The sequence below is a fragment of the Micromonospora sp. KC606 genome, from assembly GCF_004348675.1.
Lineage (GTDB): Bacteria > Actinomycetota > Actinomycetes > Mycobacteriales > Micromonosporaceae > Micromonospora.
The window spans coordinates 16,942-41,700 of sequence record NZ_SMKN01000009.1 but is presented as its reverse complement, the minus strand read 5'-3'; the positions used below and the strand labels follow the sequence as shown (position 1 = coordinate 41,700).

Genomic DNA, 24,759 nt, shown 5'->3' with positions numbered 1-24,759 from the left:
CAGACTGGACGGGGTTTCGCCATGCTCGACGGCATTGGCGAGGAGTGCGGCGTGGTCGGCATCTGGGCGCCGGGTACGGATGTCGCTCCCGCCGTGTACCAGGGACTCATCGCGCTTCAACACCGGGGACAGGAATCGGCCGGAATCGCCGTCGCCGACGGCGAGCGGATCGCACGGTCCGTGGGCATGGGAGAGGTACGCCACGCGTTCCAGCCGGCCGCGCTGACCCGCCTCACCGGACACCTCGGAATCGGGCACGTCCGGTACTCCACAACCGGGGACTCCACGGTGGAAAACGCCCAGCCGCTCCTGGGGCGGATGCCGCCGGGCGGTTCGCTCGCTCTGGCGCACAACGGCAACATCACGGCGGTGGCCGGCGTCGGGGTACCCGGCGACAGCACGGCGGACACCCGGCTCCTGGTGGCGCAGATCGGTGACGAGGACGGGCCACTGGACGCCGCGCTACGGGCGGTGCTGGCGCGCACCAGCGGTGCGTACAGCATCGTGGCCTGCGACGCGCAGCGGCTGTACGCGGCTCGGGACCCGTACGGGTTCCGGCCGCTCTGCCTCGGCGCTCTGCCGGGCGGCGGCTGGGTGGTCGCCTCCGAGTCCCCGGTCCTCGACCTGCTCGGCGCCACCCTGGTGCGCGAGGTCTCGCCCGGCGAGGTGCTGCTGATCGACGACGGTGGTCCGCGCTCGACCCGGTTCGCCGCACCGGCTCGCGTTGCGGCCTGTTCGTTCGAGCACGTCTACTTCGCCCGTTCGGACACCGTGCTCGGTGGCCGGCGGGTGCAGCAGGTGCGGCGGGCGTTGGGCCGTGCCCTGGCCCGCGAGGCGCCCGCCACCGGCGACGTCGTCATCCCGGTGCCCGACACCGCGCGCCCCGCCGCGCTGGGCTTCGCCGAAACCAGCGGTATCCCGTACGACGAGGGCCTGGCGAGGAACAACTACGTGGGGCGCACCTTCATCCAGCCCGAACAGCACGTGCGCCGGGCCGCGGTGCTGCTCAAGCTCAACCCGATCGCGGAGGTCGTCGCGGGGCGCGCGGTCGTGCTGGTGGATGACTCGATCGTGCGCGCGACGTCCATGACACAGGTGGTGGCGATGCTCCGGGCGGCTGGCGCGCGCCGGGTGCACGTGCGGGTGGCCTCGCCGCCGGTCCGGTGGCCGTGCTTCTTCGGCGTCGACATGAAGACGGGGACCGAACTGGTCGCGAACCGGTGCACGCCCGCGGAGATCGGGCGGATGGTCGGGGCGGACTCGTTGGAGTACCTCTCGGTCGAGGCGTTGCGTGAGGCTGTCGGCGGCGCCGAGAGTTGCGTCGGGTGCTTCACCGGCGCGTACCCGGTGCCGGTCTCCCCACCGACGCGGCTCGTGCCGGGTCGGCCGCTGGCGCTCACGCCCACCGGCCGCCCCCATCCCAAGACGAAGACGCCGACCCTCCTCACGACGGGGGACCGGCGACCGTGGCAGGAACTACGTTCGGACTACCGGAGCTGAAGGGGTTGGCATGCGAGTCATCGGAATCAGCGGGATGCACGACGGACTGGCCTTCAAACGGCGCGAGCTGCCCGGACTGGACCCGCGTGCCTACCGGATCGTCCAGGGTCTCGACTCGGCCGCGGCCCTGGTGACCGACGAGGGTGTGGTGGCCGCCGCGGCGGAGGAGCGGTTCACCGGCGTGAAGACCACCGGCGCGTTCCCCGTCAACGCCGTCGAGTACTGCCTCCGGGAGGCCGGGCTCACCATGTCGGATGTGGACCTCGTGGCGCACGGCTTCGACTACCGACCGTCGCCGGCGCACGAGCTCAACCAGTTCACCCGCCGACGCTACCAGCAGGTCTACGCGCCGGATGTGCATCGTGCGTTGCTCGCCCGGCACTGGGCGGACGTCGACTGGGGACGCCGGTTCGTGACGGTGCCGCACCACCTGGCCCACGCCGCGAGCAGCTATCACCTGAGCGGCATGGACGACGCGTTGATCGTGGTGGCCGACGGCATGGGTGAGACGGAGAGCATGACCGTCGCGACCGGACGCGGTCGGGATGTCGAGGTGCTGCGCCAGGTGCCCGCGCTGCACTCGCTCGGCTCGCTCTACGGCGCGGCGACGCTCTACCTCGGCTTCGAGTTCGCCATGGACGAGTACAAGGTCATGGGTCTCGCGCCCTACGGGGATCCGCACCGGTACTTCGACGAGATCATGCGGCTGATCCGGCTCGGGCCGGACGGCTCGTACACGGTGCCGGCACTTGCCGAGAACCGGTCGTGGTTGGAGCACGAGAGCCATGCCGGCACGATCCGCCGCCTCACCGAGCTGTTGGGGCCGCCCCGGGAGCCGGGCGACGCCCTGGAGCAGCGCCACATGGACGTGGCGGCGGCCGTGCAGGCGGGCGTTGAGGCCGCGCTGCTGCATGTGCTGCGGCATTTCCGAACCGTCACCGGGCAGCGCAACCTGTGCCTCGCCGGTGGTGTGGCGCTCAACTGCACGGCCAACGGGCTCATCTCGCGCAGCCGGATGTTCGACCGGATCTTCGTGCAGCCGGCGGCGGGAGACGACGGCTCGGCGCTGGGCGCGGCCCTGTACGCCCACGTGAGCCGGGCGGAGGTCGACGTGCGTGGACCGATGACCATGCCCTACTGGGGGCCGGGCTACGCGCCGGAGGAACTGGCGGGGGCGCTGGCCGGCCGGCCCGACTGCCGCAGCCGCCGGTACGGCACCGAGGCCGAACTCGCCCGCGACGTCGCCCAGATGATCGCCAACCGCAAGGTGGTGGCGTGGTTCCAGGGCCGGATGGAGTTTGGCCCGCGCGCGTTGGGCAACCGCAGTATCCTGGCCGACCCCCGGGACCCCACGATGCGGGACCACCTGAACGCGATCGTCAAGCAGCGCGAGGGCTTCCGCCCGTTCGCGCCGGTGGTCCGCGAGGTGGACGCGGATCGTTTCTTCGACCTGCCCGACGGCGCTCACCAGCGACATGCGCACATGCTCTTCGTCGGGCACACCCGCACCGAGTACCGGGCCGCGTTGCCGGCGGTCACGCACGTGGACGGAACGGCACGGGTCCAGGTCCTGCGGCGGGGTCACAACGACGCGCTCTGGCAGCTGCTCGAGGAGTTCGGGGCCCGTACCGGTGTGCCGGTGTTGCTCAATACCTCGCTCAACCTGCGCGGGCAGCCGATCATCCGCGATCCCGAGACGGCGCTGAGCACCTTCCTCGGCTCACGAATCGACCGCCTCGTGCTCGGCCGTCACGTGGTGAGCCGGGTCGAGGAGGACGGGCACGACGGCGCCGGCGCGCCGGTAGATCAGGATACCGCCGCGCCGGTCTGACGGCCGGCGAGAGGGCACCCACCACGGATTGGAGAGGGTTGTGGAGACGTTCAAGGTGGTCATCAATGACGAGGATCAGTACTCGATCTGGCCGGCGCATCGGGAGAACCCGAGCGGCTGGCGCGACGAGGGCGTGCGGGGCACGCGCGAGGAGTGCCTGGAGCACATCGATCGCGTGTGGACGGACATGCGCCCGCGCAGCGTCCGGGAACGGCTCGGCGTGGGGTGACCGGGTCCATGACCAGGGCGTTCCTCAGATCGCTCTAGCGACGTCAGGGACGCCTTGGTCATGGAGGTGGGGGAACGGACGCATCGCCTCTACCACGTCGCGCGCCGCTGCTGCGAGCGCGCCGTCGTGGGCTCCGGCGAGGGCGATCGAGAGCGACCGCCGGTCTTCGGCGTACCAGTAGGGTGGGCCGCTGCGGAGCGCGTCGGTGGCGACCGAACCGCGCCGGTCGCGGGGGAGCCACGCGTGGGGTGACTGGTCGGCGGCGCCGAACGCCTGCCGCTGGGCCTCCTGCGCGATCGCCAGCCAACCGCCCAGCACCCTGAGCAGGGCTTCCTCCTGGTCGAGGGCCTCTCGCCCCCGCAACAGATCGGCCGCGAACGCCTGGGGCAGGTCGTGCAGCCGGTACCGCGGCCCGGCCGGGCCGCCGTATGCGGTCACCTCGACGAGGCAGGCGTCCACGAGGCGCTGGAGCGCTTCCTCGGCGTCCTCAAGGGGTGCGTCGAGCAGCGCCGCCGCGATCCAACTTCCGAACGCCGCAGCGGGCAGCACCGCCAGCATCCGCATCAGCCGCCGCGCGTCGTCGGGTAGCAGGCGGTAGCTCAGGTCGATGCTGCGTGCCATCCCGGTGGCGCCGAAGGCGAGCAGTGGCAGCTGCTCGCTCCTGTCGGCCAGCCGCTCGACCAGGGGGCGCATCGCGCGATGCGGCCGGGCGGTGAGGCGACTCGCGAACGCGCGGAGCGCCAGCGGCAGCCCGCCGCACAGCGCTACGGCGGCCTCGGCGGCGGCTGGCTCCGCCATGACCCGCTGCGGTCCGAGGAGGGAGCTGAGAAACGCCAGCCCCTGCGCCGGGGAGAGGGGACGCAGCTCGACCGTTTCGGCGCCGTCCAACATGGCCAACCGCCGGCGCGCGCTGATCAGCACGGCGCAGTGCCCGGAGGCCGGCAGCAGGGCGCACACCTGTTCCTCGTCCACCACGTCGTCGACGACGACGAGGACGCGCCTGGCGGCCAGGTGGGCGCGGACCGCGGCCGCGCGTTCGGAGAAGGCGGCCGGGACCGCGTCGGGTGGCATGCCGAGGGAGCGCAGTATCCGAGCGGCCACCTCGGCCGGCGCGGCCGGCTGACCGTTGTCGCTGAGCGCCTCGATGTAGAGCTGGGCGTCCGGAAAGCGGTCGCGGAGGCGGTGTGCCACGTGCGTGACGAAGGCTGTCTTACCGGCGCCGGGCTGGCCGAGCACGACCACGGGCCGTGCTGAGGATGAGCCGACGACCGCGGCGAGCGCGCTCGCCGCGGTGAGGAACTGGCTGGCCTCCGTGGCGGCGTCGGTTTGTCCGACGTACGCGCTGGGCTCGCCGGCCAACTCGCACGGCCCGGCGATCGGCGCGGCAGGGTCGGCATCCGGACCGCGTGTGTCGGATACGGATGCACGCGTGTCGGAAACGGATGGCATGGTCGCGGTTCGGCGGTGGAGCGGCTGGCGATGCCCGGCCGTATCCATCAGTTCGGCGAGCTGGTGGCGGTTCAACTCGAGGGCGGTGCCCAGCAGTTCGACGGTCTTGCGCTGCGGCCTGCGGCTGCGACCCCCCTCGAGCTCGCGGATAGCCCGCGAACTGAGGCCGGAGCGCGCTGCCGCCTCCTCCTGCGTGAGCCCCGCGGCCCGGCGGAGAGATCGCAACATCTCGGCGAGAATGGCTGTCTGCGGTCGATGCGCGGCGGTCATGGCTCGCTCCCGGCAGGTCACAAGACACCGCCCCGGCGCCGATCTGGCGCCGGAGCGGTGCGGATTACTCCATCGCGGCGGTCAGCCCTTGATGCCGCACACGTCGCGGTCACTGATGATGAAGATTTCGATGGTCATGGCGGGCTTGCCTTCCCGTGTGTCGCGCCGTGTCCGGCCGTCCTGCGCTCGGCATCCAGACGAATTCCTCATGCCGGTAGCCTACGAACCCGCCGCCGATATACACAACATTTTTCGCGCAAAAATCTTGAGGAAATGTTGTTGTGCATTACAGTGAGAGTGTGGCGTCGATCGAGGTGCGGAGACCGCCGGATCGGCGCCCGGCGGATCGTGGCCATCCTTTCGCCACCTATTTGGTCGGATTCGGGTTCTCCCTGCTCGGCGGTCAGATCTGGTTCGTCGCTCTGGGCTGGGCGGCCAGCCGGTTTGACGATCCCCTGCGGGCCTCCGCGGTGCTGGCGGTCGCCACGCTGCCGCGCACGATCCTCGTCCTGTTCGGCGGTGCGGTCGCCGACCGGTACGGTGTGCTCCGCGTGGTGGTGATGAGCCAGACGCTGCGCACCGTGGTCATGGCCGGGCTCGCGGCGGGCGTCCTGGCCGCCGGCGAGAACGGCTGGCTGCTGCTGGTCGCGGCACTGCTGGTCGGCGTGCTCGACGCGGCGCACCTGCCGGCCGCCTCCGCGCTGCCGCCCCGGCTCGTGGCGCCCGGCGACCTGCCGGCGCGGCTCGGCACGGTGCAGACGCTCGAGCGCGCCATGGGCGTGGTCGGCGCGCCCTGCGGCGGCTTCATCGTCGCCTTGGGCGGGCTGAGCCTGGCCGCGGCGGTGAACGCCGTCCTCTTCGCCGTCGCGGTGCTGGTCCTGCGCAGCCTGCGAGCCCGGATGGCGGTCGCAGCCGCGTCCGCCCCCGGGGCCGACGGGCCGCCCGACGGGGTCTTCCGGCTGCTGCGGCGCGGCCTTCGCTACGCGGCGGCGGAACCGGTCGTCGGGCCCACCCTGGTCGTGGTCGCGGTCCTGAACCTTACGCTGGCCGGCCCCCTGAACGTCGGCCTCGCGATGCTGGCCGCCCACCGCGGGTGGGGACCGCCCGGCCTCGGCTGGCTGGTCGCCGGTTTCGCGGCCGGAGCGGCCGGTGGCGCGCTTGCGCTGTCCGTGTGCCGTCCGGCTGCCGTGGGCGCGGCCGGAGTGCTGTCCGTTGGCGCGGGCAGCCTCTGCACGGCCCTGCTGCCGCGGTTTTCCAGCCTGCCGGCGGCCGTGGTGGTGGCGGTCCTGCTCGGTGTCTGCTCTGGATCGGCGAGCGCGTTGCTCATCGGTCTGGTTCAGGCCCGGACGAGACCCGAGTACCAGGGCCGGATGATGGCGCTGGCAGCCTTCTCGGCCCTCGGCCTCGCCCCCGTCGCGTACCTCCTCTTTGGCGCGCTCGCCGTCGCCGTCGGGCTGGCCGGCGCCTTCGTGGTGTGCGGTGCGGCGGAGGCCGTCACCGTGGCGGTCGCGCTCACCCTACGGTCGGTGCGCGGAGCGCGGCTCGACGGCGGGGGCGCGCCCGGGTGCGGGGGCCGCTAGCCGACCGGCCGCGTACATGCCGTCCAACGCCGTGGCGTCGACCCGGTCGAAGAACTCCCGGGCCTGCTCGTCGCTACCGTGCGGCAGGATGTCGTAGTCACACGGTACCCAGCGGGACCGGATGGTTTCGGCGGGCAGGTATCCATCGGTGACGTCGCCGACCGACCAGCCTTCGCGGCCGGCGGTCTCCCAGCAGCTGTAGAGGTGGCCGTCGGCGTTGATCACGGCGCCGCCGTCCCCGCCGAACGTCGAGCAGTACGGGCAGGCGGTCAGCGGCTTGGAAACCGGAATGGTCATCCCGTACTCGATCGCCCGCGCGTGTAGGGCGATGAACCGGTCGGCGAGCCCGGGCGTGTATCCGACCGCGTTGTCGTAGCCGAGCCCCACGTCGTCCACCAGGCTGAGGTGCAGGCTGGTCCGCCCCGGCACGGTGACGCTGGCCAAATCTTCGATCAGCCGGTCGAGGTCGCCGATGTTGCGGTGCGAGACGTTGACCCGGAAGGTCCACGACAGGTCCGTCCTGCGGACGGCGTCGGCCACGTTACGCAGAATCTTGTCGTACGTGGCCCGGCCGTCGCGCGTGACGCGGATCCGGTCGTGGTCGGGGCGGGCGCCGTCGAAGGTGATCTGCATCCGGCGCAGCCCCGCCGCGGTGAGCTGCCCGGCCAGCCGCGGGGTGAGTAGCACGCCGTTCGTCACGATGTCGGCGTCGACGAGGTTGAGCGGCTGCAACGCCCGCAGGATGCGGACCGCGCCCACGGGATTGAGCAGGGGTTCGCCTCCGAACAGCAGCAGGCTGGCCTGGCCCTGCCCGAAACGGGACATCTGCCGTTGAACGAATGCGGTGGTCCGGGCGATCAGGTCGGACGTGAGCGTCGCGGCGCGGATGCGCGGCGGTGCGCTGCTGCCGGGCGGCGGGAGCGCCGTGTTCTGGAAGCAGTACGAGCAGCCGAGGTTGCACGCGGTGGCGGTGAGCACGGTGACCGCGTAGGTGTCGGCGTTCGGTGACGCGAAGAACCGCCCTTCGGCGAGCGCGGCTCGGGCCTGCGGCGTCAGGGTGGGCGCGGGACCCTCGCCGTGGACGGCGGCGAGCGGAAGACGGGCCACCCGGTTGCCGTGCACCGCCCACCACGAGTCTCGGCCCCGCAGCAGCCGCACCTCGGTGCCGGGCGGGGGTGCCGGCTGTCGCGTCAGAGTGGCCTCCCCCGCCGGGCGGGCGGAGAAGCGGGGCGGGGCTTGGCGCTGGGTTGTCGGGCCGAGGGGCAGCGGAGCGGGAGCAGAGGTCATCAAGGATCCTCCGGGCGTCGCGATGGTGCCTGCAGGTGGGCGGGCGGGCGGCGAGCGGGGGTGAGTTGAATCGTTCCAAACTATACGTGTTGATCAATGTATGTGCAACGACGTTTGCAATAGGGCTATTGAGCAAATTATCTTGTGTTACTAGGGTGGGTGCGTGGCTCAGGAAACGAAGAAGATCACTGATATGCAGACGCTTCGGGCCATCGCGCACCCGGCGCGGCTGCAGTTATACGAGGCGCTCGCCACTATGGGGCCCGCGACGGCGACCCAGCTCTCCCAGGTGGTGCCGGCCGCGCCCGGCTCGCTCAGCTATCACCTGCGGCAGCTGGCCCGCTACGGCTACATCGAGGAGGCTCCCGATCTGGGGCAGGACGGCCGGGAGCGATGGTGGCGCGCGATTCCGGGCGGGGTGCGCTGGTCCGCCGCCGATTTCCCGGACAGCCCGGCCGCGCGTGAGGCGATGGCGGCGGCGCACGCCGTGCTCACCGCCCGGCACGTCGAGCGGCTGCGGGAGTGGCAGGACCACGGCACCGGCCAGTGGGGTTCCGAGTGGGCCGGCGCGGCGTACAGCACCGACACAGTCCTGTACCTCGACGCCGAGGAGCTGCGCCGGCTCGGCGCCGAACTCGACGAGGTGCTGAAGAAGTGGTCGGAGCACTCACGCGCGACGCGGACCGAAAGTCGTGGTGGCGACGGCGCTCCGGGCCGGGCCGAGGTCTTCCTGTTCGCGCACGCGTTCCCGTTCGTCGACAAACCAGTGATGGGCCGGACGTAGCGGCCGGGGGGCACCACGCCACGGCCCAGGCGTTCCTCACGGTGTGGGCGCGACGTGCCGGACGTGTTACTCGTCGCGGCGCTCGGCCCGGGTCACCGCCAGGCCACGTCGCCGTGCGCTGCCCGGTCGAGCAGCTCCCGTACGCCTGAGAGCAGCACTTCAACCCGCGCCGGCGGGATCCGGCGGCGGTCGGCGAACATCCGCACCGACGCGTCGACCGAGTCGGTCAGCAGCGTCAGGCCGAAGTCAAGGAACGTCGAGGGCACCGGCGTGCCGGCCGTCACCTCGTAGCAGCCGGGGGTGAGCGCGGCAAAGGCGTCACGCGGGCGCAGCGGGGTCCGCTCCTCGACGAAGTTGACGTAGTGGTCCCCGTTGGATCTGCCGGTCAGCTCGCGGCGCACCGCACGCAGCGCCACCGGGTCGTACCGGCTGCTCTCGTAGATCCGCAAGAGTCCCGCCCAGGTGTTCCGAACCACCGCGTAGAGGGAGGGGCTGGCGGTGTCCACGCGCAGCAGGCCCTGCTGGGCGATGGTGCCGACGTATCGCGCGGTGCGCTGCGTCATGCGGTTCGCGCAGGTCACGACCAGGGAGCACTCCGTCGTCACGGCCGCCGCCGACAGCGCGGCGGCCGTGGCGCCGATGAAGACCGCCGAGACGCCCACCCCGAGCGTCGCGGCGAGCCCGCTCGCGGCCTCGCCCAGCCCGGCGGCCCGCAGGATCGTGGCGGGGTACCGCGGCTCCTCATCGGAGGCCGTCGGCTCGGTGACGAGGGCCGGTGCTTTGGTCAGTCCGTCCCGCCACGCTGTCAACGAGCGGCGTAACACCGCCTGGCCGGCTTCGGACTGCTCGTACGCGGACTGATCCAGCGGCTGCCACGAGGGCCGGCTGGCTCGGCCCTGCGCCGGGCCGGGCGCGTCCGGGTCGGCCAGCAGGTCGCCCAGGTCGCGTTCGAGCAGGTCGACGGCCGCGGCGTCGGCGGCCAGGTGCGAGATCACCGTACCCAGCCAGGCGGGCCGGCCGGCATGAACCACCACGGCGAACCGTACCGGCAGCTCGGTCGTCGGCTCGAACCTCGCGGCGGCGAGTTCGGCCACGAGCCGGCGCGCGTCCGGCTCGGCGGGCCCCGGCGCCTCGACCACCGCCACCGCCAGCTCGCCCCCCGCGTGCACCATCTGCGTGGGCGCGCCGTCCGCGCCGTCCTCGAACGTCGTTCGCAGAGTCTCGTGCCGCTCGACCAGCCGCCGAACGGCCATCAGCACGGCGTTCAGCGACGCGGTCGCGGGTACCGGCTGGAGCAGCCCGATGTTGAACCGGGCGTCGTGGGGGCGGTTGGCCAACAGCGTCGCCCAATGCTCGCGCTGCGCCCAGGTGCTCGGCCCCGTGCCGCCCCGCGCACCCCGGTACTCCACCGCCACCGTACGCATCAGTCCTCCTCTCGCACGCCGGCGGGCAGCAGGCGCCGCCGCTCGGCGGGGCTCATGGCGCGCAGCCGCAGCACCGCCCGCGCGATCTGGTCGGACCGGCCGGGCCGGCTCTCGTGCCGCACCACCGCCTTGGCCATGGCGGCGACGGTCGGCTCCCGGAAAACCTGCACCGGCGACAGGCGGACGCCGAGCGTCTCCCGGATCCGCGAGATGAGGCGGATCACGTCGAGGGAACGCCCGCCGAGAGTGAAGAAGTCGTCGACCACGCCGATGTTCTCCGCGGGGTGCCCGAGCAGCTCCGCCCAGAGCACGATCAGGCACTGTTGCAGCGGGTCCGCGGGACCGGCCGCCGGCGGCGCTCCGGCCGGGACCTCGGACGGCGCCGGGAGCGCCGTGCGGTCCAGCTTTCCATTGGCGTTGAGCGGGATGGCCGGTACGCCGACGACGCGGGCGGGCACCAGGTGTTCCGGCAGCCGCCCACCGAGGAACTCGCGGAGTTCCCGCTCGGTCGCCCCGGCGGACGGCTCGCCGACGACGTACGCCACCAGGAACCGGCGCTCCGCCGGGCCGGTGTGCGGTACCACGACCGCCTGCCGGACCGCGGGATGCGCGACGAGGGCGGCCTCGATCTCGCCCGGCTCGATCCGGTATCCGTCGATCTTAACCTGGGCGTCGACGCGGCCGAGAAACTCGAAGGTCCCGTCCGGGGTGAGCCGGCCGAGATCGCCGGTGCGGTAGAGCCGGGCACCGGGCTTCGCCCCGAACGGGTCGGGCACGAACCGTTCCGCGGTGAGGGCTGGCCGTCCGGCGTACCCGCGCACCACGCAGTCGCCGCCGATGTAGAGCTCACCCACCACGCTGACCGGTTGCGGCCGCATCGCCTCGTCCAGGACGTACATGGTGGTGTTGGCGATCGGGCGGCCGATCGGTACGAGTGCCTGCGACACCGGACCCGGCACCGGATACGCGCAGTTGGCGACGGATGCCTCCGTCGGGCCGTACTCGTTGATGACCGGCGTGTCCGGCGCGAGGCGGCGCCAGCGGTCGAGGCTGGCGGCGCGGAACGCGTCGGCGCCCACGACGAGTGTGCCGCACAGTCGGGCCGCGGCGTCGCCGTCCACCTGCTCGACCAACAGGTCGAGGTGGCTCGGCGTGAGCTTGACGAACGCGTACGGCCCGCCCGCGGACAACTGCTCCCCGAGTTCGCCGGGCGTCATGTCGGGCGGCAGCAGGTGGACCGTCTGGCCGCTGATGAGCGGCGCGTACAGGCTGGGCACCAGGGCGTCGAAGGCGAAGGAGGAGAAGACCGCGCCGCCGCCGGTGCGGTCGGCGACGTACGTGTCCAGGCACCACCGCAGGTAGTTCACCAACCCGCCGTGTTCGACCAGCACCCCCTTGGGAGTGCCGGTGGAACCGGAGGTGAAGATGACGTAGGCGAGGTTCCCGGCGTGGGCCCGGCCGGGCGGGTCCACGACGGACTCGCCCGCGAGGCCGGAGTCCAACCAGACGGCCGGCCCGTCATGCCACCCCCCGCCGGCTGCGACGCGCTGCCCGACCAGCAACTCGGCGTCTGCGGCGGACATCATGAGCCGTTTTCGTTCGTCCGGATAGTCCGGATCGATGGGCACGTACGCGCCACCGGCCTTGAGGACGGCGAGCAGGGCCACCACCATGTCGATGGAACGGTCCAGGCACACCCCGACCCGCGCCTCCGGCCCGACGCCGTGCGCGCGCAACCGCGCGGCGAGCTGGTTGGCCCGGGCGTTGAGGCCGGCGAACGTGACCTGGGCCGGCCCGCAGCGGACCGCTACCCGGTCCGGTACCCGGCGAGCCTGGCGCTCGACCAGCTCGTGGAGGCAGGCGCCGACAGGGTACGCGTGTGCCGTGTCGTTCACCGCCGCGATGGCCCGCCGGTCCACCGCGGAGACGACGGAGAGCGCGGACAGCCGGCTGCCCGGGTCGGCGCAGACCGCTTCCAGCAGGCAGACGAAGTTCGCCACCAGGCCGCGCGCGAACGCGGCGTCGAACAGGTCCGCGCTGTGGGTGACGAGGCCGGTGAGCGCGTCGCCCTCGTCGGTCAGCGTCACCGCGAGGTCCAACTTGGCGGTGCGGGTGTCAACGAGACGGGGCGTCCACCGCAGGCCGTCGGGCGCCGGCCCGCCCGGTGGATCGCCCAGCTCGAACAGCACCTGGAAGATCGGCGACCGGCTGGGGTCGCGCTCCGGGGCGAGCCGCGCCACCAGGAGGTCGAACGGCACCTCCTGGTTGGCGTGCGCGCCGCGCACCCGGTCGCCCATGTGGGCCAGCAACTCCTCGAACGTGGGGTCGCCGGGCAGGTTCGCGCGCAGCGCAAGGGTGTTGAAGACCGGGCCCAGCACGTTCTCCAGCGCGAGGCGGTCCCGGTTGGCCGACGTCGTGCCGACGACCACGTCGGTCTGACCGGTGTACCGGCGCAGCAACGCGTGGAAGCCGGCGAGCAGGACCACGAAGAGCGTCGTGCCGTGCTCCCGACCGGTTTGGCGCAGCTCCCAGGTGAGCCGCTCGGGCAACCGGAACGCGTGCGTCTCGCCGGCGAAGCTGGGTTCCGCCGGACGTGGCCGGCTGGTCGGCAACGCGAGCGCGGCCGGTGCGCCGGCCAGCTCGTCCTGCCAGAACCGCAGGGCGTCGGCCAGCGCGTCGTCGCGGAGCACCCGGCGCTGCCAGGCGGCCACGTCGCCGTACTGGACGCTGACCGGGGACAGCGCCGGCGGCCGGCCGCTCGCGTGCGCCTCGTACGCGGCGCTGAGCTCCCGCAGCAGCAGATCGGTGGAGTAGCCGTCGTTGACGAGGTGGTGCAGGGTGAGCAGGAGGATGTGGCGGCGTTCGGTGAGCCGCAGCAGGTGGGCGCGTAGCAGCGGCGGCTGGGAGAGGTCGAAGGGCAGCCGCGCGCGTTCGGCGAGCAGCTGGTCCGCGGCGGCCCGCCGCCGGGTGGCCGGCAGCAAGCTGAGGTCGTCGTGACCGATCTCCACCGGGACCGCGGCGTGCACCACGGGCACCGGTAGGCCGTCGCGCACCGAGAACGACGTGCGCAGCGCCTCATGCCGGGCGACGACCGTGCGTACGGCGGCGGCCAGGATGTCGGGGGCGACCGGACCGTCGATGTCCAGCGCCCAGGGCATGTGGTAGAGGGCGGAGGAGGGCCGTAGGTTTTCGAAGAACCAGATCCGCTCCTGCGCGAAGGAGGCCGGTGCGGGCGAATCACCGCGCGGCTGAGGTGGCTCGACGCGTAGCCGGCTTCGGTCCTCCCGGGCCCGCTCCACGTGCCGCGCCGCCTCCGATACGGTCGGTGCGCCGAAGATGAGGTCGGCCGGAAGCTCGATCGCGAACTTGTCGCGCAGCCGGCCGAGCGCCTGGAGGGCTTGCAGCGAGCCGCCACCGAGAACGAAGAAGTTGTCGTCACCGCGCCGTACCGGCGTTTCGAGGACCTGCTCCCACACGTCGGCCACCACGCGTGCCACTGCGCCCAGCGGCGTCCCGGAGGGCTCGGCCGACGCCAGCTCCGTCGTCCGCTCGTCGGTGGCGGCCGTCTGGATGGCCGCCACCTCGACGGTCGGTGCCTCGATCGCCGCGTTCAGGTCGTGGACCGGCAGGCCGGGCGTGCGGACCAGGCCGGTCAGCGCCGCACGGACCGCGGTCAGGAACGCGGTCACCGCCGGTTCGTCGTACCGTTCCGCGTCGAAGCCGCACCGCAACGTCCACGGGCTGGCCCCGTCATCCAGGGCGATGGCGAGGTCCCGGTCCACCTGGCCGTCGAGAAGCGACTCAAGCGCCGCCGTGGGGGCGTCGGCGACGACCACGACGCGCGCCTCCGGGCACGGCGCGACCGCCGCGGCGGCCCGCGCCGAGGTGACCAGCCGGAGCACCTGTTCGAGCGTGCCGGCGGCGTCGACCACCACCCGTACCGGCTGGGTCGAGCGCGCCTGGCCCCCGTCGGCCACGCCGACCGACACCTCGGTGGTCCCGGAGGCGCGGCTCAGGAGGGCGACAAGCGCGCTGAGGAGCAAGTTGTCCACATCGGACCGACTGGCGCCGGCCAGTCGCGCGGTGAGCGTGGCCCCGACGGTCGACGCCGCGCGGCCGCGGACGAAGCCGGGAACAGGGGGCGCGGGACGCGTCGGTCGGAGCGTGACCGTGGAATTCCCGGCGGCGAAGCCGGCACGGGAGGAGCCGATAGGGGAGAAGCCGTGCCCCGTAGTCATCTCGCTACTCCAGTCTGACGAGCCTGAGAGCGAGCCTAGGCCCGGTGTCGGTGCCCCACCCCCGGCTGGAGTAGTGGGCCGTCCTGCTACTCAGGGATAGGCTGCCATTCCCCTTTTCTTCGGGCCTTGACGGTCGAAGAGAGCGGCCAATAGCATTTGCAGCCACTGATACGGAGAGCGGTGACGCAGTGGACACCCGATCGCAATTCAGCCGTATTTGGTCCGCCACCTCGATGACGAATCTCGCGGACGGACTCTTTCTGATGGCGGTGCCGCTGATCGCCGTGACGGTCACCTCCTCGCCGGCCCTGATCGCCGGGCTGCGGGTCGCCCAGACCCTGCCCTGGTTCCTCTTCGGGCTGTTCGTCGGTGTGCTGGTCGACCGCGTCGACCGGCGCCGTCTCATGCTCGCCGCGGAGACGCTGCGCGGTGTGGCCCTGCTCGGCATCGCCGTGACGGCGGCCGTCACCGGCCTCAACCTGCCGCTTCTCTACGTGGCCGCGCTCCTCGTCGGCGTGGCCGAGACCGTTTCGGAGACGGCGGCGCATGCCCTGGTGCCGATGGTCGTCGAACCCGAGCGGCTGCCCCGCGCCAACGGCCGGCTGTTCGGCACCCAGATGGTCATGAACGACTTCGTCGGCGCGCCCGTCGGCGCGCTGCTGGTCGCCGCGGGCACGGTGGTCGCCGTGTTCGCTCCGGCCGGGCTCTATCTGGCCGCGGCCGGCGTGCTCCTCACCGTGCGCGGGCGGTACGCCGTTGTCCGCACCACCCGGACCAGCGTGCTGGCCGACGTCAGGGAAGGCATCGGAACACTCGTGCGGAACCGGACGATCGCCCGCCTGACCGTGTACGCGGTGGTGACCAACCTGGTCAACACCGCGTTCTTCGCGGTGTTCGTGGTCTTCGCGGTCGGCTCCGGCTCCGCGCTGGGGCTCTCCGGTTTCGGGTACAGCGTGCTCATCATCGTCGCGGCGGTGGGTGCGGTGTCCGGAGCCGCCGCCGCCGGGCGACTGGCCGAGCGGGTGCCCCCGCGGCACCTGTTGACCGGTGCGGTGCTGGCGCTGGCGATCTGCTTCGTCACCCCGTTCGCGGTGCCGAACGCCGTGGCGGTCGGGGCCGCCCTGCTGCTGTCCGGCTTCGCCACCGCGGTGTCCGCGGTCGTGAACACCTCGTTGCGCCAGTCGCTGGTGCCGTCGCGGTTGCTGGGGCGGGTCTCTGCTGGTTTCCGGTTCCTGGCCTTCGGCGCCCGGCCGGTAGGCGCGCTCGCCGGCGGAATCGTCGCCCAGGCCCTCACCCCGGGGCGCCTGTTCGCGGTGCTGGCGGTGGTGGTCCTGAGCCTGGTGCCGCTGACCATCCGGCTGCGCCCCGAGTCCGCGGCGCAGGCCGGGCGACCCACGCCGGGCGAGCCCGCTGGGCCGGTCGAGAGCGCGTTGCCGGTTGAACCCGCCGCGCCGGTGGCACGCGCCGGCTCGGCCGGCCCGACGCTCCCGCCGAGCGGCACCGGCGGCGATCATGAACGCTGACGACAAGTGGCTGCGTTGCCTGGCGCCTCGCCCGGCCGCCCGGATGCGGCTGTTCTCCTGCCCCTACGCAGGTGCCGGCACGCACGCCTACGGGCTTCTGGCGGCCGCGCTACCTGAGACGGTGGAGCCGTTCGCGGTGCGGCTGCCCGGCCGGGAGAGCCGCCTCGACGAGCCGCCGATGACCAACATGCGCGTGCTGGTCGAGGAGCTCGCCGACGCGATCGAAGCGCGCATCGACCGGCCGTACGCGCTCTTCGGGCACAGCATGGGCGCCCGCATGGCGTTCGACCTGGCCCGCGCGCTACGGGCCAGAGGCGCCCGGGCACCCGCCGCCCTGCTGGTGTCCGGGTGCGCCGCGCCGACCGCCCCGCCGCCCGCCCGGCCCGTGCACGCGCTGCCGGATGACCGGTTGGTGGCCGAGTTGCGGCACCGCAACGGTGTGACAGACCGGGTCCTCGACGATCCGGAGGCACGGGGGCTGTTCCTTCCGGCGCTCCGGGCGGACCTGACCCTCGCCGAACGCTACCAGTACCGGCCGGAACCCCCACTGGCCGTGCCGATCCAGGCATTTCACGGCACGCATGACCGGTGGGTGTCCCGAGCGGACATGGTCGGCTGGGCGGCCCAGACCACCCGGTACTTCGTGATCACGCCGGTGTCCGGCGGCCACTTCTTCGTACATGGCCTGCGGGCCCGCACCCTGATCGGGCAGGCGGTGGGCCGGATGCTGGCCGCCGCGCATCGGGACGCCGCGTGACCCTGTTCTTTCCGCGAACGGTTCCCCCTACTCAAGAATGGGGAAATCGCATTACCGCGTGAATATTCTCTAGTCACTGCAACCCCGTGCGACTGTGATGGAGGGCGCGGCTCATGAGCTTTATCCCGCACCGAGTTGGCGACGATCATCTGGAGTTTCGGGACGCGCTCGACATCGTGCTTCGGGAGCAGGGAATCGCGCCCGCCGGCGAGGAGTCGATTCCCCGTACCGGCGGCATCGAGGCACCCCTGTCGTTCGCCCAACGGCGGGTGTGGTTCTTCGAGCAGTGGAAACCGGGCACCCCGACGTACAACGTGGCCTCGGCGTACTGGGTGGACGGACCGCTGGATCCCGACGCGCTGGGCGAGGCGCTGGACGCGCTCGCGACTCGGCACGAGGCGCTGCGCAGTCGGTACGTCAGCCGCGGCGGCGAGCCGGTGCAGGTGATCGTCGACGACGGGCGCGTGCCGCTCGTCACGCGGGACCTCGGGGATCTGCCGGCCCCGCGCCGGGAGGGCGCCGCCCTGACGGCCGCCGAGGACGAGGTGCGGCGCCCGTTCGACCTCGGCGCCGGTACGCCGGTGCGCGCGCTGCTGCTGGGCCTGTCCAGCGATCGCCATCTGCTGGTGCTGACCGTGCACCACATCGCCGTCGACGGCTTGTCGTTCGACGTGCTCCTGCGGGATCTGGACGAGCTGTACCGGGCGTGCCGAGCGGGCCAATCGGCGTCCGCGGCGGCACCGGGCCCGCGGTACGCCGACGTGGCACGCTGGGAGCACGAACGCTGGGCCAGCGGCGTGCTCGACGAGCAGGTCGACTACTGGCGCGGTCAACTGTCCAACGCGCCGGACCGGCTGGACCTACCCACCGACCGCCCGCGGCCACCGATGCAGACGTTCGCCGGGCACACCGTCACCCTGCCGGTGCCGCCGGCCATCGAGGGCCGGATGCGCCAGGCGTGCGCGGCCGCCCGGGTGACCCCGTTCGTCGGCTACCTGGCCGGCTTCAACGTCCTCGTCTCGCGCTATGCCGGCACCGACGACGTGGTCGTGGGTACGCCCGTCGCGACCCGCGGCCTCGACGACCTCGAAGACGTGGTGGGCATCCTGGTCAACACCGTGCCGCTGCGTACCGACCTGTCGGGTGCGCCCACGTTCACCGACTTGCTCGCCCGGGTCCGGGACGTGACCGCGCACGCCTACGCCAACCAGGACGTCCCCTTCGAGAAGCTGATCGGCGCGCTCGGCATCGAGCGGGCGCTCAGCTACAGCCCACTCGTGCAGGTCGTCTTCGGCATGCAGTCGGCGCCGTCCGGGCACCCGCTCGGCGATGCCCGGCTGACCGACGTGTACGTGGAGCGGGGCACCGCCAAGTTCGAGATGACCTGGACCCTTCTTGAGGGACCCACACCACGGATCGAGATCGAGTTCAACACGGACCTGTTCGACCGAGCCACCGTCGACGAGATGGCGGCGTGCTATCTGCGGCTGCTAGAGGCCGCGTTGGACGCGCCCGAGGCACCGGTCACGGACGTGCCGATGTTGCCGGAAGCCGTCCGGAGGGCGGTGCTCGGCGAGCCGGTGGGAACGGGTGCGGCAGCCGCCGAAGGCAGCGTCCCAGCCGCCGTCGCCGCCGCGCCCAGCGTGCCGGAGCTGGTCGCGCGCCGCGCCGTGGAGACGCCGGACGCGGTCGCGGTAACCGACGGAGAGCGCCAGGTCACCTACGCCGAGCTGGACCAGCGGGCGCGCCAGTTGGCGAGCCGACTCCGGCGAGCGGGTGCGGGTCCGGAGACCGTCGTGGGGCTGTGCCTGGAACGGAGCGCCGAAATGATCGTGGCGCTGCTGGCCGTCTTCAGGGCGGGCGCGGCGTACCTTCCGCTGGATGCGGCGCATCCACCCGAGCGGCTCGCCTACATGCTGAACGACATCGGAGCGCGGACGGTGGTCTCGACCGAGGGCGCGCGCGATCGGGTGCCGGACGGACCATGGCGCCTCCTCGACGTGGCCGATGACGCCTCCGGTGGCGCGGCCGACGACGTGGACGACGGTGGGGTGGACAACGGGGACGAGGGCGTTGCCGCCGGCGCACCGCGACCGGGAGATCTCGCGTACGTCATCTACACCTCCGGCTCCACCGGGCGGCCAAAGGCGGTGCAGGTCACGCACGGAAACCTGAGTCGACTGCTCTCGTCCACCCAGGACTGGTTCGGGTTTGGCCCGGATGACGTGTGGACGATGTTCCACTCCTACACGTTCGACTTCTCCGTCTGGGAGGCATGGGGCGCCCTCGCCTACGGCGGTCGCCTCGTGGTGGTGCCGCGGCAGGTGGCGCGCTCGACCAGCGACTTCCACGCGCTGCTGCGGCGCGAGCGGGTGACGGTGCTGAACCAGACGCCGTCCGCGTTCCGCCAGCTCGAGCAGGTCGACCGCGAGCAGGGCGGTGGCCTCGCACTGCGCTGGGTGGTGTTCGGTGGCGAGGCGCTGGACTCGGCGAGCGTGGCCCGCTGGTTCGCGCGCCACGGCAGCTCGGCTCCGCGACTGGTCAACATGTACGGCATCACCGAAACGACCGTGCACGTGACGCACTGCCCGCTGGCCGAACACACGCTCGCGGAGCGGCCCAGCCTCATCGGCGTGCCCATTCCCGACCTGCGCGTCTACGTGCTTGACCGGGCGGGCAATCCGGTGCCTCCCGGCGTGCCCGGTGAGCTGTACGTCGGCGGCGCGGGTGTCGCGCGCGGCTACCACGGCCGGCCCGCCACGACCGCCGAGCGGTTCGTGCCCGACGGCTTCTCCGGGGAGCCGGGAGCGCGTCTCTACCGCACCGGGGACGTCGGCCGCCGCCTGCGGGACGGCCGGCTGGAGTACCTCGGCCGCAACGACGACCAGGTGAAGATCCGCGGCTTCCGCATCGAGACCGGCGAGGTGGAGGCCGCGATACGCCGGCATCCGCAGGTGCTCGGGGCGGCCGTCGTGGCGTGGCGCGCCGAGGACACGTCGCCACGGCTCGTCGCGTACGTGGCCACCGGCGCCGCGCTCACCACCGGAGAGATGCGCGAGTTCCTGGCGAGCACGCTGCCCGACTACATGCTGCCCGCCGTGTTCGTGTTCCTCGACACGCTGCCCATGACGGGCAACGGAAAGGTGGACCACAAGGCGCTGCCCGAGCCGCCGACCACACGGCCGGAGCTGGGGCACCGGTATGTCGCGCCGGCAGCGGGCACCGAGGCCGTGCTCGCCGCGATCTGGTCGGAGGTGCTCGGCGTGGACCGCGTCGGTGCGCGGGACAACTTCTTCGACCTGGGCGGCGATTCGATCCGGAGCCTGCAGGTGCTCGGCCGAGCCAAGGACGCCGGGCTGCGGATCAGCCTGCAGGACCTGTTCCGGTGGCCGACGGTCACCGAGCTCGCCGCGGTGGCCGGTGCCGCCCAGCCGGCGGCAGAGTCCGACGCGGCGGTCGAGCGCCAGCCGTTCGCCCTGCTGCCCGCCGCGGACCGCGAGCGGTTGCCGGAGGGCGTCGTCGACGCGTACCCCATGTCGGTGCTGCAGGCCGGCATGGTCTACCACATGCGGCTGGACAGCGAGACCCTGCCATACCACAACGTCAACAGCTTCCACGTGCGGGCGCCGTTCGACGCAGAGGTCTTCCGGCAGGCGGTGCGGGACGTGGTCGCGCGGCACGACATTCTACGCACCGGGTTCGACCTCGCGCGGTTCAGCAAGCCCATGCAATTGGTACACCAGGCGGCCGAAATGGAGATGGAAATCGGCGACCTGCGCGGCTTGTCTACCGAGGAGCAGAACCGTCGGTTGCTTGAGCTGCTGCACGAGGAGCGGCGGCGCCCCTTCGACATCGCATGCCCACCGCTGCTGCGTTACCTGCTGCACCCCCGCACCGACAGCACGTTCCAGTGGACGGTGACCGAACATCACGCGATCTTCGACGGCTGGAGCCTGTTCACCAACATGTCCGAGGTTTTGGAACGGTACCTCCGACTGCTCAAGGATCCGCACGCGCCCGCCGACCCGCCGCCCGCGTCGCTGTTCCGCGACTTCATCGCGGTCGAGCGGGAGAGCCTGACCTCGCCGGCGGATCGCGAGTTCTGGCGGGCCAAGCTGGCCGACTTCACGCCGGGCTTCCTGACTGCCTGGCCGGCGCCGCCCGGCGTCGCAAGCGACGCCGGAGACACCTCCGTCACCGGCGAGGATGTCGACGGGGTACGGCACTGGCGCCTCACGTCCACCCAGAGCGCCGTCCACCGCGGGCTCGAAGCGCTGGTGCCGGCCAGCCTCTGCGACGACCTGCTCGCCGCCGCGGCAACTGCCCGCGTGCCGCTCAAGAGCGTGCTCCTCGCCGCGCACCTGAAGGTGCTGGGCCTGGCCACCGGTCGGACCGACGTGGTGGCGGGGCTGACCGCCAACGGGCGGCTGGAGGAGAAGGACAGCACCGAGGTGCTGGGGATGTTCCTCAACGTCCCGCCGATCCGCGTCGACCTGGCCCCGGGCACCTGGCGCGAACTCGTGCGCCGGGTCTTCGACGCCGAGCAGGAGCTGCTGCCGCACCGGCGCTATCCGCTCGCCCAGATCCAGTGGGACCGCGGCGGCGCGGAGGTGTTCGACAACACGTTTCTCTACAACCATTTCCACCAGCTGGCTGACGTCCTGGGCGCCGGGGTGGGGATTCTCGACGACAAGGTTGAGTCGACGGCGGAGTTCCGCTCGGAACCGACGAGCTTCGCCCTCAACACGGGGTTCCTGCGCAACCCGCGCTCATCCCAGCTGTTGCTGCGGCTGGACTACTACACCGAGCGGCTCTCCGACGAGCAGGCCGAGGCGATGCGTGATCTGTACCTGCGCGTGCTGGCGGCGATGACCCGGCTGGACGACGGGCACGACACCCTGGCCACGCTCGATCCGGAGCAGCGGCGGCAGGTGCTCGTGGCCTGGAACGGGCCGGCGCGCGCGTACCCCGTCCAGCACCTGCTGCACGAACTGGTCGACGCACAGGCGCGGCGCACGCCCGGCGCGGTGGCGGTGGTCGACGACCGGACGACGCTGATTTACGCCGAGCTCGTCGGGCGGGCCAACCGGCTCGCGCGGCACCTGCGTGCCCGCGGAGCCGGGCCGGAGACGGTCGTCGCGCTGTGCCTGCCCCGCGACGCCGGCATGGTCGTGGGCATGCTGGGTGTGCTGAAGTCCGGAGCGGCTTACCTGCCGTTGGACCCGGCGTACCCGGCGGAACGGTTGCGTTTCATGCTCGCCGACGCGGGCGCCGCGCTGGTGGTGACCACGGCGGAGCTGGCCGACCGGGTGCCCACCGGCGCCTGGGGCACGGTGCTGGTGGACCGCGACCGCGACGCCATCGACGCCGAGCCGGATACCGCTCCCGCGGTCACCGGTCACCCGGACGGGTTGGCGTACATCATGTACACGTCCGGCTCGACGGGCACGCCGAAGGGAGTGCTCGTGCCCCACCGGGGGGTGGTCAACTACCTGGGTTGGGCCAGGGAGGCGTACGCGTGCCGGGGTGACGGCGGCGCGGCGGTGTTCTCGTCCTACGCCTTCGACATGATCGTGCCGAACATCTACACACCGTTGATCATGGGACAGCGGGTGTGCGTGCTGCCCGACGGCATCGATCCGACCACGCTGGGCCGGCGGCTGGAGCGGCTGGCGCCGTTCAGCTTCCTCAAGCTCACCCCGGGGCACCTCGCCCTGCTCGCCGACACGCTCGGCCCGGGCGCGGCCCGGCGGCTGGCCGGCACCCTGGCGGTCGGGGCTGATGCCTTCCCCGCCCGCACCCTGGCCGCGTGGCGCCGGCTGGATCCCGACACGGTGCTGCTCAACGAGTACGGTCCCACGGAGGCGTCGGTGGGCAACTGTGTGTTCCACGCCGACGGGCCGGGCGCCACGGATCTGGTGCCCATCGGCCGACCGATCCCGAACACGACGATGTACGTCCTGGACGCGGCGTTGAACCCGGTCCCGGTGGGCGCGCCGGGCGAGCTCTACATCGGAGGCGACTGCGTCGTCCGCGGGTACGCGGGGCGCGCCGCCCTGACCGCCGAGCGGTTCCTGCCGGACCCGTTCAGCGACCGGCCCGGCGCGCGCATGTACCGCACCGGCGACCTGGGTCGGTGGCTGCCCGGCGGGCAACTTGACTTCCTCGGCCGGATCGACGAGCAGGTGAAGATCAACGGCTACCGGGTGGAGCCTGGCGAGATCGAGGCGACGCTGGCCCAGCACCCGGCCGTCCACCAGGCGGTGGCGGCGGTGACCGGCACCGACCCGCAGCGGCGCGCGCTCGTCGGGTACTACGTCGCGGCCCGGCCCGTCGACGCGGCGGAGCTGCGGGCGTTCCTGAGCGACCGGCTGCCCAGCCACCTGATGCCGAGTGCCCTGGTCGAGATCGACGAGATACCGCTGAACGCGAACGGCAAGGTGGACCGGGCGGCGCTGGTGCGGCCGGAGACCGCCCCGAGGACGGCCGTGGATCCGGCGGGTGAGGCCGCCGACTCGCCGCCGTCCGCCGTGGAGCAGGCGATCGCGGAGCTGTGGGCCGAACTGCTGGAGACCGACGAACCGCCCGGTACGGCCGACTTCTTCGAGTACGGCGGCAACTCGCTGCTCGCCGCGCAGCTCGTGGCCCGGATCAACGGCGACTTCGCGGTGGAGCTTCCGCTGGCCACGGTGTACCAGGCCCGGACCACGCGCGGGCTCGCGGAGCGCGTGGCGGCGGCGGGCGGACGGCGCTGAGCGGTGATCTGACAGGTCGCTCCCGGCTCCGGTGACGACGCGGCACCGGCCACCTCGACCCCGACGGCCGCGAGACCCGGTGGCCACCCGCCGGCCGGCCACCACCAAAGCGGACATCGGCAAGACGACCGAGACATGAGGGACGTCATGGGCACCTCGCTCAGCTTTAACCAGTACGGCAAGGCGGAGAACCGCGTCGTGCGCATCTACCGGGACACCCCCCGACACGAGATCTGGGATCTCGATGTCTCCACCGCGTTGCGCGGTGACTTCGCCGCAGCACATATCGAGGGAGATCAGTGTGATGTGCTTCCGACGGACACCCAGAAGAACACCGCCTTCGCGTACGCCAAGAAGCACGGCGTCACGTCTGTCGAGGACTACGCGATCGCGGTCGGTCGACGGCTGATCGAGGCGACCCCCAAGGCGTCCGGTGTCCAGGTGCGCGTCGAGCAGTACGCCTGGGACCGCATCGACGTCGGCGGGGCCGGGCACGACCACGCCTTCCTCCGTCGCGGCGGGGCCGTGCGGACGAGTGCCGTCACGCTCTCCGGGCGGGACGCCGACCAGCAGATCCAGGTGGTGTCCGGCCTGCGTGACCTGGTCCTTCTCAAGTCCACCCGCTCGGAGTTCAAGGGCTTCCTCACCGACGACTACACGACACTGCAGGAGACCGACGATCGCATCCTCGCCACTTCCCTGGTCGCACGGTGGCGCTACGCGGGTACGGACGTCGACTGGAACGCGGCATACGGCACCATCAGCGCCTCGCTGCTCGAGACGTTCGCCACCACCTACAGCCGGGCCCTGCAGGAGACTCTCTATCTGATGGGGGAGCAGGTGCTCAAGGCCCGCGGTGAGGTCGCCGAGATCCGCTTCTCCGCACCCAACAGACACCACTTTCTCGTCGACCTCGCCCCGTTCGGCTTGGAGAACAACGGCGAGGTGTTCATCGGCGCCGACCGACCGTACGGGCTCATCGAGACCACGGTGGCCCGTGACGACGCGCCGGACGCGGGTGACGCCTGGCTTGCCGTCCCCTCCTTCCTCTGAGCCTGAAGAGCGACATGACCAACTGTGGGTGTCACCGCCCTGCCAACTGTTGGACCGCCGGGCGACCCGACGAGGCGCG

General features: G+C 72.2%; 14 protein-coding genes. 9 read left to right on the top strand and 5 right to left on the bottom strand.

The features are described from left to right. Positions 1-21 precede the first annotated feature (21 nt). Genes purF through E1193_RS03835 form a run of 3 tightly spaced genes read left to right on the top strand, consistent with a single transcriptional unit; the run spans position 22 to position 3,560 of the window. Complete coding sequence (purF, locus tag E1193_RS03845) at positions 22-1,500, top strand: amidophosphoribosyltransferase (RefSeq protein WP_132180309.1); 1,479 nt, start codon at positions 22-24, stop codon at positions 1,498-1,500. Between the two features lie 10 nt (positions 1,501-1,510). Continuing rightward, positions 1,511-3,331, top strand: coding sequence for a carbamoyltransferase C-terminal domain-containing protein (locus E1193_RS03840; RefSeq protein ID WP_132180307.1), 1,821 nt, complete (start codon positions 1,511-1,513; stop codon positions 3,329-3,331). 40 nt (positions 3,332-3,371) lie between these two features. After that, positions 3,372-3,560 carry an MbtH family protein gene (locus E1193_RS03835; protein WP_243707268.1) on the top strand — a complete coding sequence of 63 codons (189 nt, stop codon included), beginning with the start codon at positions 3,372-3,374 and terminating at the stop codon, positions 3,558-3,560. Positions 3,561-3,584: 24 nt separating this feature from the next. Here E1193_RS03835 and E1193_RS03830 read toward each other — a convergent pair whose 3' ends face one another. Together E1193_RS03830 and E1193_RS33650 are read right to left on the bottom strand one after the other, a co-directional pair. Further along, positions 3,585-4,919 (bottom strand): NB-ARC domain-containing protein, encoded by a 1,335-nt coding sequence (locus tag E1193_RS03830; protein WP_243707267.1) that lies wholly within the window; start codon positions 4,917-4,919, stop codon positions 3,585-3,587. A 441-nt stretch (positions 4,920-5,360) separates the two neighbouring features. Beyond that, positions 5,361-5,489 carry a hypothetical protein gene (locus E1193_RS33650; RefSeq protein ID WP_279433291.1) on the bottom strand — a complete coding sequence of 43 codons (129 nt, stop codon included), beginning with the start codon at positions 5,487-5,489 and terminating at the stop codon, positions 5,361-5,363. 161 nt (positions 5,490-5,650) lie between these two features. Between E1193_RS33650 and E1193_RS03825 the strand changes: the two genes are divergently transcribed. Further along, positions 5,651-6,859: an MFS transporter gene (locus E1193_RS03825; RefSeq protein WP_165945623.1), complete on the top strand. Its 1,209-nt coding sequence runs from the start codon at positions 5,651-5,653 to the stop codon at positions 6,857-6,859. On the opposite strand, the gene E1193_RS03820 is transcribed toward E1193_RS03825, so the two are convergent. Beyond that, positions 6,797-8,146, bottom strand: coding sequence for a radical SAM protein (locus E1193_RS03820; protein WP_132180299.1), 1,350 nt, complete (start codon positions 8,144-8,146; stop codon positions 6,797-6,799). The two genes, E1193_RS03825 and E1193_RS03820, sit on opposite strands and share 63 nt — an antisense overlap. Before the next feature lie 163 nt (positions 8,147-8,309). Here E1193_RS03820 and E1193_RS03815 point away from each other — a divergent pair, with 163 nt between their 5' ends. Next, positions 8,310-8,930 carry a helix-turn-helix domain-containing protein gene (locus E1193_RS03815; protein WP_132180297.1) on the top strand — a complete coding sequence of 207 codons (621 nt, stop codon included), beginning with the start codon at positions 8,310-8,312 and terminating at the stop codon, positions 8,928-8,930. A 92-nt stretch (positions 8,931-9,022) separates the two neighbouring features. Here E1193_RS03815 and E1193_RS03810 read toward each other — a convergent pair whose 3' ends face one another. Both E1193_RS03810 and E1193_RS03805 read right to left on the bottom strand, forming a co-directional pair. Beyond that, on the bottom strand, positions 9,023-10,354 hold the full coding sequence (locus E1193_RS03810) for a condensation domain-containing protein (protein WP_132180295.1): 1,332 nt from the start codon (positions 10,352-10,354) through the stop codon (positions 9,023-9,025). Continuing rightward, the gene (locus E1193_RS03805) at positions 10,354-14,592 is read right to left on the bottom strand and encodes a non-ribosomal peptide synthetase (RefSeq protein WP_132180293.1); all 4,239 of its coding nucleotides are present in this window, start codon (positions 14,590-14,592) and stop codon (positions 10,354-10,356) included. Before E1193_RS03805 ends, E1193_RS03810 begins: the two co-directional genes overlap by 1 nt. A 188-nt stretch (positions 14,593-14,780) precedes the next feature. On the opposite strand from E1193_RS03805, the gene E1193_RS03800 reads away from it, so the two are divergent. The 4 genes from E1193_RS03800 to pucL all read left to right on the top strand — a co-directional run bounded on the left by E1193_RS03800 (position 14,781) and on the right by pucL (position 24,680). Then, a complete protein-coding gene (locus E1193_RS03800) occupies positions 14,781-16,115 on the top strand; it encodes an MFS transporter (protein WP_279433290.1) in 1,335 nt (444 codons plus the stop codon). Beyond that, the gene (locus tag E1193_RS03795) at positions 16,105-16,872 is read left to right on the top strand and encodes a thioesterase domain-containing protein (protein WP_132180289.1); all 768 of its coding nucleotides are present in this window, start codon (positions 16,105-16,107) and stop codon (positions 16,870-16,872) included. Before E1193_RS03800 ends, E1193_RS03795 begins: the two co-directional genes overlap by 11 nt. A gap of 113 nt (positions 16,873-16,985) precedes the next feature. Beyond that, a complete protein-coding gene (locus E1193_RS03790) occupies positions 16,986-23,627 on the top strand; it encodes a non-ribosomal peptide synthetase (RefSeq protein ID WP_132180287.1) in 6,642 nt (2,213 codons plus the stop codon). A 135-nt stretch (positions 23,628-23,762) separates the two neighbouring features. After that, positions 23,763-24,680, top strand: a complete 918-nt coding sequence (gene pucL / locus E1193_RS03785) for a factor-independent urate hydroxylase (protein WP_243707266.1) — start codon at positions 23,763-23,765, stop codon at positions 24,678-24,680. The last annotated feature ends 79 nt before the right edge of the window (positions 24,681-24,759 follow it).

Bases quoted from the DNA above. Each gene is read 5' to 3' on its own strand.
- purF (WP_132180309.1), top strand. From the start codon at position 22: ATGCTCGACGGCATTGGCGAGGAGTGCGGCGTGGTCGGCATCTGGGCG.
- E1193_RS03840 (WP_132180307.1), top strand. From the start codon at position 1,511: ATGCGAGTCATCGGAATCAGCGGGATGCACGACGGACTGGCCTTCAAA.
- E1193_RS33650 (WP_279433291.1), bottom strand. From the start codon at position 5,489: ATGAGGAATTCGTCTGGATGCCGAGCGCAGGACGGCCGGACACGGCGC.
- E1193_RS03820 (WP_132180299.1), bottom strand. From the start codon at position 8,146: ATGACCTCTGCTCCCGCTCCGCTGCCCCTCGGCCCGACAACCCAGCGC.
- E1193_RS03810 (WP_132180295.1), bottom strand. From the start codon at position 10,354: ATGCGTACGGTGGCGGTGGAGTACCGGGGTGCGCGGGGCGGCACGGGG.
- E1193_RS03805 (WP_132180293.1), bottom strand. From the start codon at position 14,592: ATGACTACGGGGCACGGCTTCTCCCCTATCGGCTCCTCCCGTGCCGGC.
- E1193_RS03795 (WP_132180289.1), top strand. From the start codon at position 16,105: ATGAACGCTGACGACAAGTGGCTGCGTTGCCTGGCGCCTCGCCCGGCC.
- E1193_RS03790 (WP_132180287.1), top strand. From the start codon at position 16,986: ATGAGCTTTATCCCGCACCGAGTTGGCGACGATCATCTGGAGTTTCGG.
- pucL (WP_243707266.1), top strand. From the start codon at position 23,763: ATGAGGGACGTCATGGGCACCTCGCTCAGCTTTAACCAGTACGGCAAG.